This is a genomic window from Orientia tsutsugamushi str. Boryong (assembly GCF_000063545.1).
Classification (GTDB): Bacteria; Pseudomonadota; Alphaproteobacteria; order Rickettsiales; family Rickettsiaceae; genus Orientia; species Orientia tsutsugamushi_C.
The window spans coordinates 549700-574185 of the sequence record NC_009488.1; the positions used below are offsets into that span (position 1 = coordinate 549700).

Below are 24486 nucleotides of genomic sequence, written 5' to 3' on the forward strand. Positions count from 1 at the left end.
TATGATAAACCAACGAATTCTTTATCTCAAAAACCTAATATGTTTCAAGATAGTGCTATATGGTATAATAATATTATTATGCCATATTTATAGTTCATATTTACACAACCATTTCGAAATACTAAATACAAAAATTCAAAAAAACAAGGAGCATCTGGAAATTTTACAAAACAAATATAATTCAGCCATAGAATTACTAAATAATTCAGCTTTGCAAAAAAAAATAAAGCCAATACTCCAACAAAAGCTATCACAACCTTATGATAGAAATAAGTTAATTGAGCATTATACTAATATTAGTAAAAAATGGAAATTATATAATTTTAATGTTAGTGTTTCATCACCATATCAATTGCAACCAAATAATTATTATAATAGAAAAATATCTATCGAAAACAGAGATGTTTTCTTAAGCTTCTACATTCCAGAATTTTCTGATTTGATGCCATTAATTACGGATATTTATAATCTTACTCAACATACAACAATAGAAAAATTGCAAGCACTTTACCATACTCCAATGTGCTTAAACAATTTACATGATATATGTACTGATAAATTACATATATTTGTAAAAATGAAACTCAACCTATCACAGGTAAAAAAAATTGATATACAATCTAAACATTAAATAGGATATGCTAAGTTATAGCTTCAGCGCTAGATATAACTTCTATCAATTCTTTAGTAACTGCCGCTTGTCTCGATCGATTAAGTTGTATAGTTAATTTTGCAATAACATCATCTGCATTAGTGGTTGCAGCCTCCATAGCAACTATACGAGCTCTTTCTTCACTAGCTTTGTGCAAAGTGATAATGTGAAATAACTTCGCTATTAGGTACCAGTCTATTATCTGGCTAATAATGTTTCGGCCCTCTAATTCATAAGAAAATTTAGCTTTTTTTAAATTCCAATCTTTAATCGGAAATAGAGTAAGTATATCTAGCTTTTGATTTACTATATTAATAAACTTGTTATAGTATACTTTACACATTATAATATTAGCATTATCAACAGTAAATTTCTGAATTTCTTGTTGAAAATTTACTACAGTAGAAATTTCAATATTGTGTAAACTATTATAACTAATAATTTTACTATCAAAGTCAGGCAGTAAATTATCATAAGCTCTTTTTCCAAATATAATCAGTCTAAAATCATACCCTTGAAGCTGTATATTGTGAATATCATGCCTTAACTCTTTTAATATGTTGCTATTAAAACTGCCGCATAATCCTTGCTCAGAAGATAGTACTATTAACAAAATTATTGCTGTTTTATTATCGAGTTGAGAATCTTGTTTAGCAATGCCAAGCATAAGCTGTTCCCTAGTGCCTAGACTGCTATAGTCATCGCTACTTAATCCACCAGCTAACATTTCTGTAATTATCTGTAGATAATTTTCAGCTTCAAGAATAATACTTCCAAGCTTTCTAAATCTCGAGCTAGCGATTAACTGCATTGCTTTAGTAACTTTTTGAGTAGATCTAACAGCTTTAATTCTATCTCTCAATTGTTTAAGAACTGTCATTCAAGCTTTTGCTCCTAACTACACTGTTCAATAGATTTTACAAATTCTTGCAAAATCTGGTGTAATTTACTACTAATAATTTCAGTAATTTTTTTTGTGTTGATAATTTCATTCATAATATCTGGATTGTGTATTCTAAAATATTCCAACATATTATTCTCAAATTCTTTCACTTTACTTACTGCTATCTTATCCAAATAACCATTTATTCCTGCAAACAATACAATAATTTGTTCTTCGACAGGGAATGGGCAATATTGCGACTGCTTTAGCAATTCACTTAACCTTCGTCCCCTATTTATTAATTGCATACTACTAGAATCAAGATCTGCTCCAAACTGAGAAAAAGCTTCCATTTCATGATATTGCGCAAGCTCCAGCTTAACACTGCTAGCTATATCCTTCATGGCCTTAATTTGAGCTGCGGCTCCAACTCTGCTAACAGAGATACCAACATTTAATGCTGGTTTTATACCTTTATAAAATAATTCACTCTCTAAGAAAATTTGTCCATCAGTAATAGAAATAATATTAGTAGGAATATAAGCTGACACATCGCTATTTTGGGTTTCAACAATAGGTAATGCAGTTAATGACCCCTCCCCCTTAGCTTTATTCAATTTTGCTGCTCTTTCTAACAATCTTGAATGAAGATAAAATACATCACCAGGATAAGCTTCCCGAGCTGGAGGCCTTCTTAATAACAACGATATTTGTCGATAAGCTATAGCATGCTTACTTAAATCATCATAAATAACTAAAGCATGCATACAGTTATCTCTAAAATATTCTCCAATAGCACAACCAGTATAAGGAGCTAAATATTGTAATGAAGCAGCATCTGATGCGCTAGATAATACAACTGTAGTGTAAGCCATTGCGCCTGTTTCTTGTAATTTTTTAACTAACTGAGCAACAGTTGAACGTTTTTGCCCAATTGCTACATATATACAATAAACCTTTTCTTTTTCCTGATCTGAAAGATGAAATCTTTTTTGGTTAAGAATGATATCGATAGCTATAGCAGTTTTGCCTGTTTGCCTATCTCCAATAATTAATTCCCTTTGCCCTTTACCAATAGGTATTAAAGCATCAATAGCCTTAATACCAGTATACATAGGCTCATTAACACTATCCCTACACATAACACTTGGAGCTTTTACTTCAACATCTAAATATGTAGGATTAATAAACTCTCCTTTACCATCTATAGGATTACCAATAGCATCAACTACTCGTCCTAGTAACTCTTTTCCAGTAGGTACTTTTAAAGATGTTTGAGTGCGCTTTACTTGACTTCCTTGCTTAATCTGATCACCACTACCAATAACTACTACTTCTATCAAATTATCTTTTAAACTAAAAACTATACCTTTAGTTCCTGTAGAAAACTGTAAAATCTCACCTGAGTAAGCGTTACTAAGACCATAAACTTTAGCTATTCCATCACCAATAGATATTACATATCCTACTTCAGATAATTCTGATAACTCATCAAAATCTTCTAACTGTTGTTTTAACGCTTCGTAAACCTCTGAGGCTTTTAGTTGCATTTCATACCTATTCTTTATTAAAATAACTTTTTTTGTACTAATCTAATAATTTAACTTAATACGAGATTTAAACCTATTGATAGCTCCTAGCATAGAAAGATCATACTCGTAATCTTCATATCTCAATATTATTCCACCTACAATAGATTTATCTACTATATTAGATATAATTAACTTTCTATTAAGCTTGCGTTCAAATATATCTTTAATCTCCTTGATTGCAGACTTTGACCATTTTTTGGTAGTAATAAGATATCCTAAAGTAACACCTTGATAATTCCTAACTTGTGCATCAAATGCTATAATTATATGTGATAAATAAGTAAGCCTATTATTTTTTTGGAGAAGCTTTAGAAAATTATAAGTTAAATGATTCAGTCCATATGTACTTGATAGGTAATCCATCAAGTTTATTTTATTTTTCATCAAAGCAATAAGCTGCAATGACATATTTTGTTTCGCTAAAAATTTACAGAATTGTTTTAATGCTTTTAAGTCTTGCTTTACTTTACTAACAATATTAAGCTTTATTGCCTGTTTAAATAAAATTTTTGCATAAAGTACAGCAACATTATTTAGTTTATGCATTTAATCATTACCTAGATAAACTACTAACTTCTAATAAATTAATATTGCGATTGAAAAAACCTTGGCCAAATTAGCTATACAACAGCAGTATTTATTACTTTAAGCCACTAGAACCAAACCCATTTTTACCTCTTTCTGTTTCATCTAAATCATCTACTAGTTCCCAACTAACAACCTCATATTTAGCTATTACCATTTGAGCAATACGCATAGCTGGAGTCAGTTGAAAATCTTTTTGCCCTAAATTGATCATAATAATCTTCAATTCCCCTCGATAATCCGAGTCAATAGTACCTGGAGAGTTTAAAACTATTACACCAAATTTACTAGCAAGCCCTGATCTGGAACGTATTTGCGCTTCATATCCGTAAGGCAAAGAAATTGCAATACCAGCAGGCACAAGAGCAGTTTCATGAGGCTTAATTATCATAGGACTAGCTATCGCAGCATATAAGTCCATACCAGCACTGCCATTAGTAGAATACGCAGGCAGAGATGATGCCCCCTCAAATTGATAAATTTGTTTAATTTTTACTTTCATTACTCCTTTATACCACTACCTTATCTTTTAGTCAATAAACTTTATCAAAGCTTAATTAGCACGAGTTCAATAGACCTCTTTCGAAACTGGTTAAAGTAGTTCAAAATTATTGCTGATAAATATCTAAATAGACGTAAAAGATTCGGTCTTAGATTTAATTTGATCTCTGGCATTTATAATTTTGATCTACCTTAACCAGTTTCGAAAGAGGTCTAATATAAAAAATATGTCAAACTATAGAGAGCAAAAACATTAGATATAAATAGTAAATCAGATGATTGAATCAATCGCTTTTTTTAATTAAATCAAATCCTAGGTTTTAATAATATTAGGTGACATAGTCATTGTAATAACCTGCCCCTGCATTTTGGGTGGAGAGTCAATTTTTCCTTCTACTTGGCATACATCAATAATATTATCCAGTATTTGTTTTCCAAATTCAGCATGTACTATTTCTCTTCCCTTAAATATTACACTTATGTTAACCTTATTATTTTTGCTTAAAAATTGCTTGATACTTTTTATCTTAATCGCAAGATCCCCATCAGCAATGTTAGGACGCAACTTAATTTCTTTTACAGTAACTTTCGTTTGCTTCTTTTTTGCTTGCTGAGCCTTTTTTTTAATTTCGTATTTGTACTTACTATAGTCTAAGATTTTACATAATGGCAAATCTGATTGTGAAAACTCAACTAAATCTAATCCTGCCATCTCTGCTTTACTAATAGCTTCTGACAATGATGTTATACCAATCATATTGCCACTTTCATCAATTAGCCTAACTTGCTTAGCCTTAATTTCGCCATTTACCTTCAAATAGCCGCTACTTTTATTTGTGGAAATAAAACTTCTCATCAATTAGTTAATCTTATTTTTTGTTTTTTCTTATATGAGCAATTAATTCACTACTACTTATAACCTGTTGTTCTTGACTTCCTAGTGTTCTTATAGCAATTTTCCCGGACTCTGATTCTTTTTTACCAAGAATAGCAATTAAAGGAACCTTAGCTGTAAAAAAATTACGTATTTTATAATTAATTTTCTGATTAGAAATGTCAAGTGTAGATCTAATATTGTTATCAATTAATTCTTGATGTAGCTGTTTTGCATAGTTGACTGCTTCGTCTGTAATTGATACTACTGCGACTTGTATTGGAGCTAACCATATTGGCAACCTACCAGAGTAGTGCTCTATTAATATGCCAATAAATCTTTCAAATGACCCTAATATTGCTCGATGCAATATTACTGGACGCTTTTTACTTCCTTCAGAACTAATATAGCTAGCATTAAGTCGCTCTGGTAAAACGAAATCTACCTGTAAAGTACCACATTGCCATTCACGTCCAATTGCATCTGTTAATATAAACTCAAGCTTAGGGCCATAGAAAGCCCCTTCACCTCGATTAATAGTATATTCCTCACCTAATGTTTGAATTGCATGAATTAAAGCTTGCTCAGCTTTATCCCATATTTTATCTGTACCAGCCCGTTTTTCAGGTCTGTCTGAAAACTTAATCTTTACTTCTGGAAATCCAAAATCTTGGTATACTTGTTTTAATAGATGGCAAAATTTTATTGTTTCATCGGTAATTTGATCTTCTGTACAAAAAATATGCGCATCATCTTGCACAAAGCTTCTCACTCTCATCAACCCATATAATGCTCCTGAAGGTTCATAACGATGACAAGATCCAAACTCAGCCATACGCAGTGGTAAATCTCGATAGCTTTTTATTGTATAATTAAAAATCTGTATGTGCCCAGGACAATTCATTGGCTTTAATGCAAGAGCGCATTTTGTTTCTATACTATCTTTAATTAAATTATGATCTTTCTCGGCAACGTTGGTATCTAAAGTAAACATATTTTCTCTAAATTTTTCCCAGTGACCAGATTTTTCCCATAGCTTTTGACTTAGCACCATAGGAGTATTAACTTCAATATAGCCAGCTCGTTGAATTTGGCAACTAATATAGTTTTTAATAATTTTAAAAATAGTCCACCCTTTATCATGCCAAAATGGCATACCTTGTGCTTCATCCTGAAAATGAAATAATTCAAGTTCACGGCCAAGCTTTCTATGATCTCGCTTTTGAGCTTCAGATAGTCTATGCAAGTAAGAGTCAAGATCTGATTTTTTTTCCCAAGCCGTACCATAAATTCGTTGTAAAACCTCATTTTTACTATTACCACGCCAATATGCTCCTGATACTTTAGTTAGCTTAAAATACTTTGTGCAGTAACCTGTGCTTGGTGAATGAGGTCCACGACACAAATCTACAAAGTTTCCTTGTCTGTATATACTTATTTCTTCAGACTCAGGAATTTCTTCAATAAGCTTGACCTTATAAAACTCTTTTTGCTGCTTAAAAAACTCTATTGCTTTAGCACGTAACCATACTTCTCGTTGAATTAAATCATTTTTGGCAATAATATCTTGCATTTCTTGCTCAATAACTTCTAAATCTTTGTTAGTAAAAGGTTTATCACGAGCAAAATCATAGTAAAATCCATCTTTAATCACAGGTCCAATAACAACTTGAGTATCTGGAAATAATTTTTTAACTGCCTGAGCTAGAATGTGAGCAGTATCATGACGAAGAATTTCAATTCCTTGCACACTATCTATGGTAATAGCTTTTACTGTTGCAGTATTAATAATTGGTATGTAAAGATCAATTAACTCATTATTTATTTCAACAGCAATAGTTTTTTTGAATAAAGAAATCGACAATGACTGTATGATTTCTTGGCCAGTAACTCCTATCTTATATTGTTTAACTGATCCATCAGGCAGAATAATATCAATCATATATACCTAAATATCTCTAGAATTTTTTAATTGTTTTTGAAAGCGCAATGCTTTATATTGGAAGTTGTTGATAATCACTTGCTAAAGATATTATATACTTATAAAATCACTTGTTTAAGTATTATAAGTCAAAAAATCAACTAGTCAAAGAAACTATTTACTAACAATCAAAATTGATAAGATTTGTATAATACAATCTAATAATACTAAAATTCCTCAAAATTAATTTTATTAAGAATATAATATTAATATGGTTAAAATGCCGCATTGGCCAATTCCTTGGTGCAATCATATAAAACATGACCTAACTAGAATTAAATTATTACTATCAGCTTTACAAAATCCGCATCTAAAAGTACCGCCAGTAATTCATGTTGCTGGAACTAATGGGAAAGGATCTACTAGTGCTTATTTAAGAGCAATATTTGAGACTGCTGGTTATAAAGTACATGGTTATACTTCTCCACATTTACTGCATTTTAATGAAAGGATTACAATTGCATCTGAGTATATTGATGATAGATATCTATTTAACATTATTGAAAAAACTAGAACTACAGCAGCTAAAGTAAATATAACACCTACTTTTTTTGAAGGTACTACTGCCGCAGCATTTCTAGCATTTGCAGAAAATAAGGCAGATATTTTACTATTGGAAACTGGAATGGGCGGAAGACTAGATGCAACTAACGTAATAGATAATCCTATTGCAACAATAATTACCCCAATTTCATATGATCACATGGAATACTTGGGCCCTACCCTAACTACTATTGCCTCTGAAAAAGCAGGCATTATTAAAGCTAATGCCCAATGCATTATTAGTTGTCAAGCGCAACAAGTATATGATCTTCTAATAGATTATGCTATACGAGTAAAAGCTATACCTATAGTATATGAATATGACTTCGGTATTCAAAAACAAAATGATAGTTTCAAATTTTTATCTCATAATTTTACTTATCATTTTTCTCTGCCATCTTTACCAGGTAACCACCAAATTGTTAATGCTGCCACTGCTATAGCAACATGTAAAGCTATAACTAAGCATTTTAATTTTAGTACTAATGATATTCAAAAAGGTATAAGTAATACTGTTTTGCCAGCAAGGTTAGAAAAAATTGATCTATTACAATATGATAAAATTTTTAACATAATTATGAAGCATTTATACAAAAGAAACATTGATGTACCACATAATATACCACAAATTTGGCTCGACGGTGCTCATAATACTGGCGGAGCTCAGTCATTATCTAATTTTATTAGAGAAAATCTAACACCACCAATATATTTAATTCTAGGGATGACAAGCAACAGAGAAGTTAAACCTTTTTTATCATATTTTACAGATATTGTTACTCAAATTTTTACAGTGAGTGTAATATCTGAACCTGCTAGCTATGATGCTGAAAAGCTAGCAGCATATGCTAACATTTCTGGGATCATATCGATTCCTACTGAATCATTAACAGATGCTATAATTTCAGCTATTAAATCAAATCAAGCTTTTGTACAACAAAATGGCAACATAATCATTACTGGCTCACTATTTTTAATGGCTGATTTTTATAATCTAATTAGAGGCTAATATAGATTATTTAGTATAAAATAAATACTCTATATAAAATAACCTCTATAAAAAAAAGAAAAACTAAAAAAAATTGCAACAAGTGTGTTTATAAAGCTCTATTTACTTTTTCTTCAGATTCGATTTTGCTTGAAGCTTTTTAATATCACTTTTCTTTTTTATATCAGTATGTTCAGTTGTGCTAGCAACTTTTCCTAAATCAGAGCCATTCTTTACATCCGAATCCACTACTTGCTTATTATCAGTACTAGCTATTGGTTTATTTTCTTGACTTTCTTCTAGTAGCTTTAAAGCATCAGTCATTATTTTAACATTTGCAGCATCATACAAAGCAGCTGCATATTTTTCAGCTCTAAGGTTAAATGTATACTCGTTAATTTCTTCTTTGCTTGGTATATGCGGAACTTTGCTATTTAATTTTATAAGTTGCCATGCTGTTTTAGATAACTGCATAGGTTCAGATACTCCACCTTCTTGCATTGCAAAAATAGGTTCTGGCAAATCTCCTTGAAAAAACCACTGTTCAACTAAACCACCATTTTCTTTTGTCTCTTTGTCCAATGATTCCTCTTTAGCAAGCTTTTCAAAAGATTCACCTTTGCTTAATTTATCTTTTACTTCTTTTGCTTTTTCTTGGCTACTTAGTAAAATATGGCTAATCTTAATTTTTTCACTAGCGAACTGTTTTTGATAAAATGGATACTCATCCTCTTTTAAAGCTGGCACATTTTTCTTGAATAACACTTGTATTGCCAAACTACGTTTTAGTACTTTTAATGCTTCTTGAAAAGTTAAATCATTTTCAATATCTGACTTTTTAACTTGATCCTCAAGTAACTTATCAATAACATAAGCTTTAATTAAAGCTTGCTGCTGCTGCAAAGAATACGAATAGAAGCTTTTTATATCCTGATTAATATATGCTGCTACATCTGATGCAGTAACTTCTTTATTGTTATAAATTACAACAACCTTATTTTTTACAACATTATTCTCATGACCATTTAATGCGTTCATTTTGTTCTTGCCATTAACGACTGAAATCTTACTTTGATCATTATTTTGAGCTTGACATGAAATAGCAAACAACAATGTAGTAGCAATTGAAATTTTCGTAACCAGATTTTTAATCATAATTATTTTACTTTATATAATGTAAACCTTATTAAGATCTTTTTTAAAGATTAAAGCAATATTAGTCAACTAAATTTACAGCAATCATATTATGAATACTTTTAAAAGTACATATTTTGTTGTATGTATATCTAATAATAAGCGCAATGATTTAATATAAGCTACCAATAACAACTAACTCTTTACTTTCGATTCTATCGCTTATAATTAAAAAGTAAAATAATCCTAAATCGACATATTTAAGAATGATGTTAAAATTTATAAAAAGTATATTTAAAACGCCTAGCGATAGAATTATCGCAAATCTTAAATCAAAAATTCAACAAGTCCATAGCGCAGAAAGCAGCCTAGCTAAACTTAGTAATATCGAGCTAAGAAACAAAACTAGTGAATTTAAAGCTCGCCTAGCTAACAATGAACCTATCGACAATATACAATATGAGGCTTTTGCAGTAGTAAGAGAAGCAGCAAAAAGAACTATAGGAATACAACATTATGACGAACAACTAATTGGAGGAATATTGTTGCATCAAGGCAAAGTTATAGAAATGAGCACAGGGGAAGGAAAAACGTTAGTAGCAACACTACCATCCTATTTAAATGCTCTTATGGGTAAAGGAGTTCACGTTGTTACAGTAAATGACTATTTAGCTCAAAGAGATAGTGATTGGATGGGCACAATTCACAGATTCTTAGATATAACAGTAGGCTGTATTACTAGCAATACCAATGAGCACGCAAGAAAAATTGCTTATAATAGTGATATTACCTACATAACTAATAATGAGCTAGGATTTGACTTTTTACGAGATAACATGCAATTTACTAATCAATCAAAAGTTCAGAGAGGTTGTAACTATGCAATTATTGATGAAATAGACTCAATTTTGATTGATGAAGCTAGAACTCCTCTAATTATTTCTGGCCCTGTAAGTGACAATACATCATTATATCCAATAATTAACAAACTAATAACAAAACTTAATAAAGATGACTATGAAATGGATGAAAAACTACGTAATGTCACTCTCACAGATCTAGGAATTAATAAATTAGAAACAATGCTTGCTGAAATCAACATACTAGCTCCTAATAGCAATAGCTTGTACGATTTTGAAAATATGCACCTAATTCATTATATTAACCAATCTCTAAAAGCACATACACTTTTTCGCCGTAATGTTGATTATCTAGTTAAGAATGGAAAGGTTATTATCATTGACGAATTTACTGGCAGAACAATGGACAGCAGAAGATATTCTGAGGGACTACACCAAGCATTAGAAGCTAAAGAAAAAGTTGAAATTCAAAACGAGAATCAGACATTAGCTTCAATTACCTTTCAAAACTACTTTAGAATGTATACAAAACTATCCGGTATGACTGGTACTGCTATGACAGAAGCCACAGAGCTGAAAGAAATATATGATTTAGATGTCGTTACTGTTCCTACTCATAATCCAGTGCAGAGAATAGATTACGATGATGAAATATATAGTACCAAGAAAGACAAATATAGTGCTATAATTCAACTAATTCAAGAATGCTATTCTAAAGGGCAACCAGTACTTGTTGGAACTGTCAGCATTGAAAAATCTGAAGAATTATCTAAGCTTTTACATAGCAAAAAGATTCCTCATAATGTTCTGAACGCTAAACATCACGATAAAGAAGCTTCAATTATTGCTCAAGCAGGTAGAATAAAAGCAATCACCATCGCAACAAACATGGCAGGCCGTGGTACAGATATAATGTTAGGCGGAAATGCTGAAATGCTAGTAGATCAGTCTAATTTAACTGAAGAAGAATATCAAGAAAAGTTAAAAATAACTAAGATGCAGATAGAACAAGAAAAAGAGCAAGTCATTAATGCTGGAGGGCTTTTTGTGATCGGAACTGAGAGACATGAAAGCAGAAGAATAGATAATCAGTTACGAGGAAGATGCGGACGACAAGGTGATCCAGGACAAACAAAATTTTTTCTATCTTTAGAAGATGATTTAATGCGAATTTTTGCTTCTGATAGAGTAACAAACATTTTACGTACAATAGGATTAAAAGATGGAGAGGCTATTCATCACCCTTTAATTAATAGATCTTTAGCAACTGCTCAACAAAAAATCGAAGCCCAAAATTACGAAATTAGAAAAAATTTATTAAAATACGACAATGTGATGAACGATCAGAGAAAAGTGATATATGAACAACGAAATGAAGCAATCAGCTCTGATAATGTTAATGAAATACTACATAATTTAACTGAAGAACTAATTGTAGAAACTGTACATAAATTTATTCCACCAAAATCTTACAAAGAAGATTGGAATATTCATGGATTAGTTAAAGAATACCATCATATATTTAATGTTAAGCTGCAACTAGATTCTATTGAAGCTACAGATAGTTCATTAAAAGTCATAGAATATCTTACTAAGACTGCTTTTGATATATACAAACAACAAGAGCAAGATTATTCAGCTAAATCAGCAAATGAAGCTATTAAACATATTTTCATTAAAACTTTAGATCAGACCTGGAAGGAACATTTATACACATTGGACCACTTAAAACAAGGAATATCTTTAAGAGCATATGGACAAAAAGATCCTCTTAACGAATATAAAAGAGAGGCATTTGATTTGTTTAAACAAATGCTATTGCACTTAAAATACCTTTTTATTCAAAGAGTAGCTCGGTTACATATTGATTTAGCTTCTTCGCCAAAAAGTACTAGTTCTTTATTAGAGACCTCAGATAATAACCTTAAAAGCAAAATTATTACTGAAAATTCTATGGCCCATAAATATTTTGGGAAAATATCTCGTAATCAATTATGCCCATGCAATTCAGGAAAAAAGTTCAAACATTGCCATGGCGCATTAAAGTAATAAAAGTTTGATCTAATAAGTCATATGCAAGAATACAAGAAGCAAAAGAGAATGGTTATTCAAATAAAGATAATAAAAACATATACGATAAGAATTTATTAAATAGACCTTCATTCATTAATTGAGTCTGTATTTATAGTAAAACCACTATAAAACAATTATAATAATAAGATGTAATGAAAAAGTAATTAGTATAACATATTCTATAGATCTTCAGAAGAAAGTGCTGACAATAAAGTCAAGATAGAAAATTAGTTTTGAAGTAGGAAAAAAATACAGTATTTGTATGGACTAAAAACATATTGCGAAAAAAAACATAAACAAAGCCCAATAAAAATCTCTATTGATAAACTCTAAAAGAAGATGTGACACAATATAGTAACGCATATCAATGCGAAAGATCTGAACGGCTAGGAGTAAGCAAGTCTAGTATACAGAGAGCATTAAAGAGATTAAATATTACATATAAAAAAGCTTTAAAACATCCGAATGCAAAAAAGAAGAGAGATTAAAATCTCATAATAAGATAAAAAGGTAAAGACAAAGGAAAAGTTATTGTCTTTACAGATGAAAGCAGTTTTGTTCATAGCGCACCTAGAACTCACTGATATGCAGTAAAAAGCATGAGATGTTACAGCGTTTATGATTAGCGTTTATTACAGAGAACTAATGTTATAGGAGCGCTAGTAGATAAATCTCTGCTAAATCAATTTTTGACTACAATGCTAATACTGCTATTTTTAACTGTTGAATAGAACAGTATTTAATTCCGAAATTACCTATATAGTCATTATATAGTCTTTACAATGAGGTTTGAGCATAGAAAAAAGAGATAAAAGAGTTAATAGAGTCTGTTGGTTGCAAAGTTATTTTTCTGATACTTTATTCTCCAGATTTAAATCTCAATTAGAGAAGTTTTAGAATAATATGAAGGTATGGACTAGAAATCAAATTACTCAATTTGTGCTAAATCTTATGAATCAATTATCGCTTCTTTCTATGCTCAAACCTCATTACAAATGACTATAATAATTCTGTAATTAGGATAAACAATCCAAATTTTCATAAAAGTCCACATTTAAAAACTATAGCTAAGCTACTATAAAACGGTTATATTGTATATTTCTTGAAAAGCATATCTAGATCATAGTAATAGCTAAACTATTATGACTGTTTTATAGTGACTTAGCTATATTATCAATGATATTATCAGTTTTAGTTTTTAATTGTTCAGCATTTTGATCAAAAGCTGCTTGTAGTTCTTGTTTAGTCTAACTACTAGTAGCGTAAATGTCCCTCCATTTTGCATCTACTACACTGTTTAGTGTATGTTTTGATATTCCGCTCTTACTAATTTAATGACTTCAGGTATCACAAGCTCCTTAACAGCTATCGTACCTTTATTTTTTAGCATTTCGTTAAAATTTTTATCTTCTAAAGGCATTACAATACTAGTGATTGCTCCTTTTCTTTCTAATACTTGCGCTGCCTCATTTATAGTGCTTATATATTTTTTATTTTGTTTATCATTATTTGCAGCTATAAGAATCTTTTCTCCTCGAAATGGTTGATAGTGCTTCAAATCACTTACAGTTGAGCTATATACCATTCTGCTATCGATGCCTACATTCTGCAGACTTAATATTACTTCTTCTTGTGATAGAATCGTTACATCGTAATCGTACCATCTTTGCTCTTTTATTTGCGTAAATGATGGAGTAGCAATATCTTTGGCAGCCAGTCGTTTTATGCTATTCTCTTGCTGTACTCTTTCTACTTTAGCTGATTGCTCTGGTTTAGGAGTAAATTGGTAATATTCTGCATTAACATTAGATCTATCATTGATATCAGTTACTACAGACTTAACCCAATTGCAGATTTTACTAAAAACATTCGGTTTTTTCTGTTTCTGCTCTTGTTTCAAATCTTTAGCAGTTTTCAATGTTATGCTCGCTGATTTATCATTTGGATTGCTGATCTGATATATTAAACTGTTAAAACTTTCAGTAGCTTGCTTATTGCAATATAAACGTAATTTCTCTAAATGCCTTGTCATAGCTGTATATGAGCTACTTATGTTACTTACACCATTATGAAGAATATATACATCTTTTATGGAAGCTCCATGTGCCTTATAAACAGTACTTGCATAACCATGTTTAAAATTGATTTTACTTGGATCAAAGCTAACATCTTTTCCTGTATCTGTCTTAGCTACAAACTTATTTTTATTAACTGATACTAGAGTTGCAAATTCACTATTTTCAATTTGTAAGTCTTTATCACTTGTTTGAAATACGATTCTGTCTCCAGTCATATAAGACTCTTGTCTTTCAGCAATTAAACGGCTATATTCAGGACCTTTTAACGTACTATTAGCTTTTAACAAGCTTCTGATATTCAAATTAAGTTTATCAACGTCCTTGTTACGTACTGTAATTATTAATTTTTCTTGTAGCTTACACTTGCCATGACTCCAGTCATATATTAACTTATTCATTGAGTCCTGCAATGTATCAGCAAACTCTATACAGTTGTTTTGTTTCAGTAATGTTATGCCGCTTAAAATATTACCTTCAGCAAACTTTTCAGCTACTTCCCTGCTCCAATTTTCACTTTGCTTTCTAACATCTGTTAAAACATGTGAATCATAGGTATTAGCTAGTATCTCAAACATTCCCCCTCTTTCTACTGAAGCTAGCTGCCTTTCATCTCCAACAAGTATTAGTTGACAATTATTGTTTCTAACTACCTTAAATAGCTCTGCATACTGCCTAGTACCTACCATTCCTGCTTTATCTACTACTATTAAGATGTCTTTAGTAACGGTATTTCTTTGATTATATAAAAATCCTTTTATTGTATTGCACTCCTTGTAACCTTTACTCTTCAGCTCTGACACTGCCTTATGAGTAGGAGCAAGTCCAATGATATTCTTGCCACAATTTATAGCAAGCTTGTATACTGCTGCTAAAACATGAGACTTACCTGTACCATCTCTTCCTCTGAGCACTCTAACTCCACTAGTACTCATCAGAATATGTTTTAGAGCTTGTTTTTGCTCTTCACTGACATTGGTCAGGCTTTTTATATAATTTTTAAGGTTGTAAATATCTTTGTAATAAACTTGATCATTGATTTTATTAGCCATTCTGATTATTCTTGCTTCCTCATTTCTAACCTCAGCTGTTGTAAAATATTTGCTAATCTTACCATCATCATGATATAATTCTAGTACTCTACTTGAACTAAGCACTTGTTGAACTAACATTGCTCTTTCTATTTGGTTTGGTATATCTTTGACTTCTTTTTCAACACGCTGCTTGGTAAAAATAGATTGATAATATGTTATAGAATCCGTTATTACATCAGCATCTTTAACAATTTTTAAATAATACTCTCTACGTACTTCATTATCTACTATTTCATTAATTAAACCTCTAATTATAGGTGGCCTAATCTGAGCTTGCTGTACTCTACTTATCTGATCAACTCTATTTAATAAGCTTAACTTAGCAAAATATGAATTAATTACTTCTTTAAGCTTTTTCATGAACCATCTCCAATTTTGGAACAACAAAAATTTTGCTAGCTACATCTCTCCTTGAGTGTTTAAATTTACTGATTTATCAACTAATCCTTCGCCATTCTCATCAAATTCTCTAGTAGTAACTAACATATGTACATACAAACTTTCTCTCATCTATAAGACTTATAAAGCTCTATCTAGACTATAAGACAATTTTCCACCCATTCCATCATCACCTTAATTATTGATAATTTTTATTATATTCTTTAAATTTAGCTCCTTATCGTCCTGCAAAGCTATCACGATATCCTTCAATAACTTGCTATTGCTTTTTTCTGTCCTTTCAACTTCATTCATTAACGCCTGTGCGTTTTTTGAACTTTTAATTTGTATAAGTTGGTATTAGTACTGCATAGAATATATTACCTTGCTTATGAGAAAAAATATAACCTATACTTTTTTAAGTTAGCATGTTTTTTTTTATTTGGCTAGTTTATATTGCTTTTTTTGTAACTAATCAGCTAACAAATGTTACTTTTTTTAGCAGAAATACTTTTAAGTACTAATCTGGATAGGAAATATGAGTAAGATAAAGTTAAAATTGGTTAAACAAAATAAATCTTCGTATTGGAAATATCATAGATACGGAATCAGATACTCCAGATAAAATCTTATATCGATAAAGCTGAAAAGCTTAGTCGTAAGAAGGAATACGCAACCTTCTTTAAAAATATAAGTTTAACGGTATACAGAATGTAGCCAAACTAATATAAAACAATTATAACACCAGATTAGGATAAAGGAAAGCATGAAAAGCATAATGTAAAAGGTCTACAAGAAATAATGTACAATTATAATTATGCAATATATTTAAATATAATTTCAATTAATAACTGTTTATTTATTGCTCATATTTCTACAAGTATTAGTTCATAATACTATACTTAATAACCTTAACATTGACCATTATAACACTTGTATATTATCTCTTTCTAACTGTTTCTTATTCTAAATTTGCATTTACAGACATGCTAGCGCGGTATTCTATTCTTACCTACATATAGTCCAGATTTAAATCCTATAGAACATTATTGGTTTAAGATTAAGAACGAAATAAGAAAAGTTACTCCTCAATTCAAAGATATTAGCATGTCTGTAGAACACTTAATGAAGTTTATCTGATTGTACCTATTTCCTACGTTATTGCTATATCTACCAACTTATTATCCTAATTTAATCTTATTAAGAAAAAATTGTTTCAAGCTAAATCAAGAAGCGCGAAATATCACTGTAACGTAGATACACTTTTCAAAAAGTATATAACATAACTATTTTATAAAGGTTTAGCTATATTAAGTTAGCTATTTGTTAACAGCTTCTAAAATTATGTTATAGTTGCAATTGATAAAATATTAAAAAGAGCAATTATAATAAAAATATGTGAAATTCATTGATTACTGCTTTATAAAGCTTTCTTTTAAATGGCAACGCATTATTTATCAGTTGGTTACTATTCATCCACTTCCATTGACTAAATTCTGGGTATATTGTATTTATATTAATGTCTTCATCCTTTCCAAGGAATTTTATCAGAAACCACTTTTGTTTTTGCCCCTTAAAGTTGCTATTCCACAATTTATGCACAAGAAATTTTGGAATGTGATAACTGTACCAATTTCTACTTTCTGCCATTATAATAGCTTTATTGCAACCAATTTCCTCCTTCATTTCTCTTAATACAGCTTTACTATATGTTTCTCCCAAAATGATCCCTCCTTGTGGCATTTGCCAGTATTGACGTGCTGAATCTATTCTTTGACCTGTAAAAATTTCTTTCTTCTGATTAATAATCACCATACCTACACCTATTCGATATGGTAAGTTATTGTAATTTTTTATTTTATCATCCATGATGTATAAAGGCTTTAATTTGTACTATTATTAACTACAGTTCAATATAGAAAATAGAAAAACATAGATCTGAATTTTGCACTAATCAAGTCTTCGCGTTAACAACAGATATCATAAGTTCTAATAAAAGAAAAAATAATTAATTCTGTAAAAACGCTAGTTCTTAATAAAAAAGATAACTAAAAATGAGTTAGCATAAGTACTAAAGCAACAACTTTCTTTCCTGTAAAGATATAAATACTGCTATTAAAGTTTATTATCTCATTTGTAATTTCAAGCTTAACTGTAGCTAAATTTGTATTTTTTGTCAATGTAAGTAACTACTCTTACAACAAAAAAATTACAAAATATTACATGAGGTACGAGCTGTGCATAGCAACGATATTGAGCAGTTACAAGTTATACCATTTGATGAATCAAAACAAGTTACTAATAGCACAACGGAGTATCAAAAAACAACAGTTGTACAGCAACAAATAAGTGATGAAGATTACCTTTCAGAACTTAGTAAAGAGCTAGGTTCTAACTCTATATTGTTCAAAGTACGAAAATACATACTTCAATATTACAAATATGAGCAAGTTATTGATAAAATATGGTTTAGTGAATTAGAAATTGTAAATGAAGATAATGTTAATAAAAAAATATTCATTAAGGCTCTAACAAGCTTTGAAGATAGCTATATCAAATCAAATTACAAGCCCATTCTAGAGCATGCTTTTGAAGCTCAAGGGTTTTCGTTTGAATTAGTTAAGTTTGTAGCTAGTTAGGGTAATGATTAATAGCAGTGAAATACAAAGTTCTACTCAGAATAAAATCATAGTGCTTTATTTTTTTATATTAGACCTCTTTCGAAACTGGTTAAGGTAGTTCAAAATTAGACCTCTTTCGAAACTAGTTAAGGTAGTTCAAAATTAGACCTCTTTCGAAACTAGTTAAGGTAGTTCAAAATTAGACCTCTTTCGAAACTAGTTAAGGTAGTTCAAAATTAGACCTCTTTCGAAACTAGTTAAGGTAGTTCAAAATTAGACCTCTTTCGAAACTAGTTAAGGTAGTTCAAAATTAGACCTCTTTCGAAACTAGTTAAGGTAGTTCAAAATTAGACCTCTTTCGAAACTAGTTAAGGTAGTTCAAAATTATTGCTGACAAATATCGAAATGGACGTAAAAGATTCGGTCTTAGATTTAATTTGATCTCTGGCATTTATAATTTTAAACTACCTTAACCAGTTTCGAAAGAGGTCTATTATAAATGCTAGAGATCAAATTAAATCTAAGACCGAATCTTTTACGTCCATTTCGATATTTGTCAGCAATAATTTTGAACCGTTTTAGCATAGCAATAACGTTTTCATATACAACTTTTTCTCCTGCTAACTACGATTATTTTTTTATCATTTTTAGTTAAAGGATTTTTCTTGCTTTTTTTCTTTGGTAATTCAGAATTATTGTAAATTTTTTGTATAACTTGATATTCTATATCAGTAATCGCTTTAACCTTAGGATGAATAAGAATTTTGGATTTTTTAAATAATCTACAGTCATGTTTTTTACTGTTAGAAAAATCTGTACATATTACTTGGTGCGTTTTCTTGTATACCACTATTTGAGTTTTTAGTGTATGCCTTTTCTTCTTTCCTGAATAATAGAATTTTTGTTTTTTTTGTCTTTCTATAGGACTCTCAGTAGCATCAATCAAGACTACTTTATAATTCATATCACTCTTCATTAGAGCTTTACGACCTGGAAGAGCAAAGTTTGGGTGTTTAACTAGGGTATCTTCTACCAATTTAACAGATTTATATCCTGAACTTTCACTAATCCCATAGTTCTAACATATATAGAAATAAGTACAGTATTCTCTAAGGTATTCTAAGGCCATCAGCAACTGTTCCTCTAAATTAAGCTTATTTTTACGCCCACCTTTTGATTTCTTATGTGAGTAGACCTAACCAATTGCTCAATTAGGCCCCTCCTCAGAACCGGACTTGCAGAATTACCGCATCCGGCTCTCAAAAATAAGATAGGCATTATGCCTTATTTGTTGTTTAGAACATTGAGATAATCTTTCCAATTTTAGGAAAATTTATTCTTTTAAGTATCTCGGTTAGTCTTTTACAATTTACCTTACGTTTTCCTCCCATTCTATTAAACCAGTTATATATTGCCCGTTTACTTTGGTTGATAAATGAACTTACTCGTCTTTTGTTATCCGATATACCATGATAGTTGATCCATTCACCTAATAACTCTAATGACTTGTGATAATGTTTGTGTTTTATCTTGCTTGTTTAGCTGACTACGCAAATATTTTCTCAGTCCTTTCAGTTTCTCAGTAAAACGATCTCTCCTTGAGGTATATTTTAGTCTCCATGTTATGCCAAATCTTGATTTTCTCCAATAGCAAGTAAATCCAAGAAAATTATAACTTGCGATCTTCCTGCATTGTTGGGCTAAATTTGCAGCATGGTCTCTACCAGATTTTATCATTTGTGATTTAGCTTCATTGATATTTAGCCCATACTTATTTAACCTTTTAGGCAAAACATCATAAAACCTTTTCGCATCTGCTTCCCTTTCAAAGACAAATACCATATCGTCGCAGTACCTCACCATTCCTGTTTGTCCCATTAAGTTTTCTTTGCTGATTTTTGCAAACCAGCTATCTATAACATAATGCAGAAAGACATTTGCCAGAATTGGTGAAACTATTGATCCTTGACGACAACCTTCTTTGTTAGTAACTATAGTACCATTTTCTATGATTGGTGTTTCAATCAGTTTCATAACTAGTCTTAGAAATTTCTTGTCAGATATTCTCTTTCTTAGAAATTACATCAACTCACAATGCTTGATTGTATTGAAACACTTTGTTATATCAATCTCTACTATAGCCCCTTTATTGAAGTTATACGTAAGTCTATTTAACTCCCTTAAAGCGTCGTGTGCATTTAATTTAGGTCGAAATCCATATGAATACTTTAAGAATATTGGCTCAAACACAGAGTTTAATATCTTGCTTACTGTAGACTCGATTATCTTATCTTCAAAACATGATATTATCAAAGGTCTTTTGCCTCCATCTTCTTTTGGAATTTCTGTTATTCGTGCAGGTTTAGCCTGATATTTCCCATTGCAAATTCTAGTAAGAAGCGAGAGCAGATTTGCTTTCAACTTCTTACCATAATCCTCTTTGGTTATACCATCTATTCCTATCGCTTTCTTGCTATCGAGTTCCTTATATTGTTCTTCTAATATCTTTAAATCAATGATATGTCCAAGATTATTAAACTTTATGTCTTGATTTAGATTATTAAACTTTATGTCTTGATTTTTCGATGATAGCAACTTTATACGCTCAAGTTTCGTTAACCATGTATTTCTGTCTATGCTGTGTACAGCCATTGTTTCCCTCTTGCATTCTTACTTTTCTGCTAACCCTTTGCTCCACCCACATTACTAGGTTTCATCACTACTATGGCTAACTCAGCCATCCTTACACCATCTCCAAAGCCTTATGTTTCATCACTTGTACTTTGAATACTTACTTAATTACGTAAGAGTTATAAGGACTTCTCAAGTTGTGTCATTAATCTTTACAAACTCGCTGACGCCTGCGACCCCGGTGGTTGAAAATTTTTGGGTTTTTTTTTACTAGTTTGACCTCCAATCTTCTTTTGCCTACTATGTAGTCTAACATATCGGCTTCCACTATATAAGCCTTTCGGGGATATCACGTTCACCATTTGGTTTCGGCTCGAATGTTTCACTGTCTACGCTTTACTACTGTCGTTACCTTCAGCAGCACAAGACTCGCTATATGGTGGATCTAGCTTCTCCTTCCATAACTGGACTTTCACCAGTAAGATTAATTCACCTTTTCTTGACGCACAGACCATCAGCTTTACTTAAAATATCCACCATCTTTGAAAATGTTCCCTTCCTTACTCCTGTTAATCGACGAAATTTTTCATCTTTTAACTCTTTAATCTGTTCGAATTTCATTATTACCTCAAATCAGATCTTTATAGCACTATTCTACATCATTCTCTAGTGTCGAAAGAAGTCTATTATTGTTTGTAACTACGATAGTGCCAGTCATAGACATGATTGAATCACGCATATTTGATGGTATTCCAATCTTCGCTGCTGCTTTAGTGAAGATGTTATAATAATCAAGCATTAGCTCTGAATCTTTATTTTATGCTTGTCACAGAGCTTGTTTTTGATCTAAATCATTACGACATTTTTTACCAGCCGCAAAATAATCAAAACAGCTTTGTAATTGTATATCGCAGCAGATAGCTTCTCTCATTGCCAAGTTGCTTGGTGAAGCTGTAGCAAATAAAGCTTTCGTTAATTCGCAATCTCCTTTTGCAAATTAATTCATCTCCATTGCTAGATTATGTAAGTCCTTAAGAGCATTCTCAATTTGAGGAGCAAAGGTTTTTAATCCTAATGAAAATGCATAAACTTTAGCTTAAGAACCAATATTTTTCATTAGTTGAACTAATTCTTCTCCAGAAATAACAGAGAAGCTACCAAGATAGGCATCAATACCGCTACAGCTCATGTTTAAAGATGGTGGAGTTATAGCAAATGGCTGAAAGGATGTTTGGCTTGTTCGAGTTGAAAAAATTTTTATGCCAAACCTATATAAATCTTCATACTGATACTATCTCTGCCATAGAAGACAAATGTTCCCTATAGATAATGTTATAATTAATAATAAAAGCAACATATCTGTAGCTTCAGTTATTTCTAAAGGCTTATTTGGTAAATTGTTTTGTGATAAATCTTACATATCTAAAGACTTATTTCATCAACTGTTGGCCAATGGTCTACGTTTATTTACTAATCTTCGTAAAGATATGAAAACATATTTATTGGACATAGATGATAAGCATTTATTAAATAAACATTCCTTAATTGAAGATGTCTTTAATGTACTAAAAAAACATATCCATTTAGAGCATACTAGACATTACTCTCTTATTAATTTCTTTGTTCATATAAATTGCTTCTCTTGCAACTTTTCTATCTCAAAACTCAATTCCTATCTTATTTCCTCCTCTTTTTCTTCACTCAACTTATCCTAATCTAGCGTTATGATGCTAGAGAACTTAAGTACTGTTTTATAGTAGTTTAGCTATCTATGCGAGAAAAAAGATAACCTAGAAACCAAAAGCTTTTGTAGCTTGTTACATTATATTATACCTTTCTAACTTGCTATTATCATAATTTAGAGTTATATCAAACTATGGTTAATGAAGATTAACTATATCGCAATTATTACTAAATAGATTTGCATCATCTGGCTCTGTTGATGAAATCCAACATTGAACTGGAAATTGAGTTAAAAATTTTGCTAAATATTGCCTTTTTTCTATGTCTAAGTGAATAAATAATTCATCTAATAGCAGTATTGGAAACCTATTATAATTCTTTCTAGATTGTAACATCTGTGCGATCAGTAGTGAAATTAATAAAGCTTTTTGCTCGCCAGTAGAACAAAATTGAGCTAGCTGGTTTTTGACACTATGAATTACTTTAAAATCACTACGATGAACTCCAAAGTTGCTTTTTCCAGAGTTACCATCGATTGTACGAGAATTACAAAATCTACTATTAATCAACTCTAATAGTTTTGGCGATTGCTGCAAACATAGCTCTGCTATCTGGCATTGAATATCGAGTTTAACTTTAGGAAACGGAGCATCAATTTCATCAAGATACAGTTGCAATTGCTTAATAGCATTATAGCGACATGAAGCAATTTCTACTGATATACTTGCTAAACAATTTTCTATCACATTAATCCATCTAGTTTGGCTAGAATTACTTCTTAGTAAAATCATTCTTTCTCGCAAGTAATACTCATATTTATTAACACGCTCAGCATGTTTATAGTCAAATAAATAAACTATTCTATCAAGTAATTTTCTGCGTTGAGTAGCCCCATTAAGAAAAACGCTTTCCATTTGTGGAGTAATACAGATCATATTTACAAGCTCCAACAACTTATGGCTTGTAATTGTATTATCATTAAGCTTTATATTACGCTTAGTAGTATTTTGATAGTAATTAGTCGAGATTTTTACAATATTAATAGCCGTTTGTAATGTGATTTCAGCTATCCATTGACTATAAGTATTATGACAATTACTACTACTACTTGATGAGTTTGCTTCCTTTCTTAAAATATCACTATATTTAGCTCCACGTAAGCCTCTCCCAGGAGCAAATAATGATATTGATTCTAACAAATTTGTTTTACCGCTACCATTTTTACCAATAATTAATATTTTATCACATTTGGGAGATACTGTTAATTCAGTTAAATTGCGGTAATTATGTAGTACCAACTTTGTTATTCTACATATTGAATTCGTACCTAATATCATT

At 30.8% G+C, this 24486-nt stretch carries 18 protein-coding genes and 6 pseudogenes; 9 read left to right on the plus strand and 15 right to left on the minus strand.

Annotation, left to right across the window (positions count from 1 at the left end; translation table 11 throughout):
- Position 1: 1 nt before the first annotated feature.
- On the plus strand, positions 2-631 hold the full coding sequence (locus tag OTBS_RS02685) for a hypothetical protein (RefSeq protein ID WP_011944555.1): 630 nt from the start codon (positions 2-4) through the stop codon (positions 629-631).
- Positions 632-641: 10 nt separating this feature from the next.
- On the opposite strand, the gene OTBS_RS02690 is transcribed toward OTBS_RS02685, so the two are convergent.
- From OTBS_RS02690 to dut, 4 genes are all read right to left on the minus strand, one after another.
- Positions 642-1532: a F0F1 ATP synthase subunit gamma gene (locus OTBS_RS02690; RefSeq protein WP_041621142.1), complete on the minus strand. Its 891-nt coding sequence runs from the start codon at positions 1530-1532 to the stop codon at positions 642-644.
- Positions 1533-1546: 14 nt separating this feature from the next.
- Positions 1547-3085, minus strand: a complete 1539-nt coding sequence (gene atpA / locus OTBS_RS02695) for a F0F1 ATP synthase subunit alpha (protein ID WP_011944557.1) — start codon at positions 3083-3085, stop codon at positions 1547-1549.
- Between the two features lie 42 nt (positions 3086-3127).
- Positions 3128-3673, minus strand: a complete 546-nt coding sequence (gene atpH / locus OTBS_RS02700; protein ID WP_011944558.1) for an ATP synthase F1 subunit delta — start codon at positions 3671-3673, stop codon at positions 3128-3130.
- Positions 3674-3767: 94 nt separating this feature from the next.
- Entirely contained in the window at positions 3768-4214 is a 447-nt protein-coding gene (gene dut / locus OTBS_RS02705) for a dUTP diphosphatase (protein ID WP_011944559.1), read from the minus strand.
- Positions 4215-4313: 99 nt separating this feature from the next.
- Here dut and OTBS_RS13885 point away from each other — a divergent pair.
- Positions 4314-4409 (plus strand): annotated as a pseudogene (locus tag OTBS_RS13885) (IS5/IS1182 family transposase); the annotation flags it as partial.
- Between the two features lie 117 nt (positions 4410-4526).
- Here OTBS_RS13885 and infC read toward each other — a convergent pair.
- Positions 4527-5069, minus strand: a complete 543-nt coding sequence (infC, locus tag OTBS_RS02710; protein ID WP_011944560.1) for a translation initiation factor IF-3 — start codon at positions 5067-5069, stop codon at positions 4527-4529.
- 13 nt (positions 5070-5082) lie between these two features.
- A complete protein-coding gene (gene thrS / locus OTBS_RS02715; protein WP_011944561.1) occupies positions 5083-7029 on the minus strand; it encodes a threonine--tRNA ligase in 1947 nt (648 codons plus the stop codon).
- Positions 7030-7288: 259 nt separating this feature from the next.
- On the opposite strand from thrS, the gene OTBS_RS02720 reads away from it, so the two are divergent.
- A complete protein-coding gene (locus OTBS_RS02720) occupies positions 7289-8620 on the plus strand; it encodes a bifunctional folylpolyglutamate synthase/dihydrofolate synthase (RefSeq protein WP_410517949.1) in 1332 nt (443 codons plus the stop codon).
- Positions 8621-8722: 102 nt separating this feature from the next.
- Here the strand turns inward: OTBS_RS02720 and OTBS_RS02725 are convergent, their stop codons facing one another.
- Positions 8723-9754, minus strand: coding sequence for a peptidylprolyl isomerase (locus tag OTBS_RS02725; RefSeq protein WP_011944563.1), 1032 nt, complete (start codon positions 9752-9754; stop codon positions 8723-8725).
- 248 nt (positions 9755-10002) lie between these two features.
- Between OTBS_RS02725 and secA the strand changes: the two genes are divergently transcribed.
- Positions 10003-12642, plus strand: a complete 2640-nt coding sequence (secA, locus tag OTBS_RS02730; protein ID WP_041621143.1) for a preprotein translocase subunit SecA — start codon at positions 10003-10005, stop codon at positions 12640-12642.
- Positions 12643-13007: 365 nt separating this feature from the next.
- Positions 13008-13154, plus strand: coding sequence for a hypothetical protein (locus tag OTBS_RS17840; protein ID WP_080571810.1), 147 nt, complete (start codon positions 13008-13010; stop codon positions 13152-13154).
- Positions 13155-13963: 809 nt separating this feature from the next.
- Here the strand turns inward: OTBS_RS17840 and OTBS_RS02735 are convergent.
- On the minus strand, positions 13964-16195 hold the full coding sequence (locus OTBS_RS02735) for an ATP-dependent RecD-like DNA helicase (RefSeq protein WP_050897513.1): 2232 nt from the start codon (positions 16193-16195) through the stop codon (positions 13964-13966).
- A gap of 1017 nt (positions 16196-17212) precedes the next feature.
- Here OTBS_RS02735 and OTBS_RS11405 point away from each other — a divergent pair.
- Positions 17213-17353, plus strand: a pseudogene (locus tag OTBS_RS11405) (transposase); the annotation flags it as partial.
- 243 nt (positions 17354-17596) lie between these two features.
- On the opposite strand, the gene OTBS_RS02740 reads toward OTBS_RS11405, so the two are convergent.
- A complete protein-coding gene (locus OTBS_RS02740) occupies positions 17597-18082 on the minus strand; it encodes an RNA pyrophosphohydrolase (RefSeq protein ID WP_011944565.1) in 486 nt (161 codons plus the stop codon).
- 368 nt (positions 18083-18450) lie between these two features.
- Between OTBS_RS02740 and OTBS_RS02745 the strand changes: the two genes are divergently transcribed.
- Together OTBS_RS02745 and OTBS_RS13890 are read left to right on the plus strand one after the other, a co-directional pair.
- Positions 18451-18852, plus strand: coding sequence for a hypothetical protein (locus OTBS_RS02745; protein ID WP_041621144.1), 402 nt, complete (start codon positions 18451-18453; stop codon positions 18850-18852).
- Between the two features lie 359 nt (positions 18853-19211).
- Positions 19212-19307, plus strand: a pseudogene (locus OTBS_RS13890) (IS5/IS1182 family transposase); the annotation flags it as partial.
- On the opposite strand, the pseudogene OTBS_RS11410 reads toward OTBS_RS13890, so the two are convergent.
- The 5 genes and pseudogenes from OTBS_RS11410 to OTBS_RS18220 all read right to left on the minus strand — a co-directional run.
- A pseudogene (locus tag OTBS_RS11410) lies at positions 19294-20017 on the minus strand (IS5 family transposase); the annotation flags it as partial. The pseudogenes OTBS_RS13890 and OTBS_RS11410 overlap by 14 nt on opposite strands.
- A gap of 302 nt (positions 20018-20319) precedes the next feature.
- Positions 20320-21486 (minus strand): annotated as a pseudogene (locus tag OTBS_RS02755) (reverse transcriptase domain-containing protein).
- Positions 21487-21972: 486 nt separating this feature from the next.
- A pseudogene (locus OTBS_RS13895) lies at positions 21973-22086 on the minus strand (IS5/IS1182 family transposase); the annotation flags it as partial.
- Between the two features lie 28 nt (positions 22087-22114).
- On the minus strand, positions 22115-22264 hold the full coding sequence (locus tag OTBS_RS18215) for a hypothetical protein (protein WP_410517950.1): 150 nt from the start codon (positions 22262-22264) through the stop codon (positions 22115-22117).
- A 297-nt stretch (positions 22265-22561) separates the two neighbouring features.
- Positions 22562-22726: a conjugal transfer protein TraH gene (locus OTBS_RS18220; RefSeq protein WP_410517961.1), complete on the minus strand. Its 165-nt coding sequence runs from the start codon at positions 22724-22726 to the stop codon at positions 22562-22564.
- 52 nt (positions 22727-22778) lie between these two features.
- On the opposite strand from OTBS_RS18220, the gene OTBS_RS11425 reads away from it, so the two are divergent.
- The gene (locus OTBS_RS11425; protein ID WP_080571919.1) at positions 22779-23180 is read left to right on the plus strand and encodes a transposase; all 402 of its coding nucleotides are present in this window, start codon (positions 22779-22781) and stop codon (positions 23178-23180) included.
- Between the two features lie 165 nt (positions 23181-23345).
- Here the strand turns inward: OTBS_RS11425 and recF are convergent, their stop codons facing one another.
- A complete protein-coding gene (recF, locus tag OTBS_RS02765) occupies positions 23346-24485 on the minus strand; it encodes a DNA replication/repair protein RecF (RefSeq protein WP_041621146.1) in 1140 nt (379 codons plus the stop codon).
- Between the last annotated feature and the right edge of the window lies 1 nt (position 24486).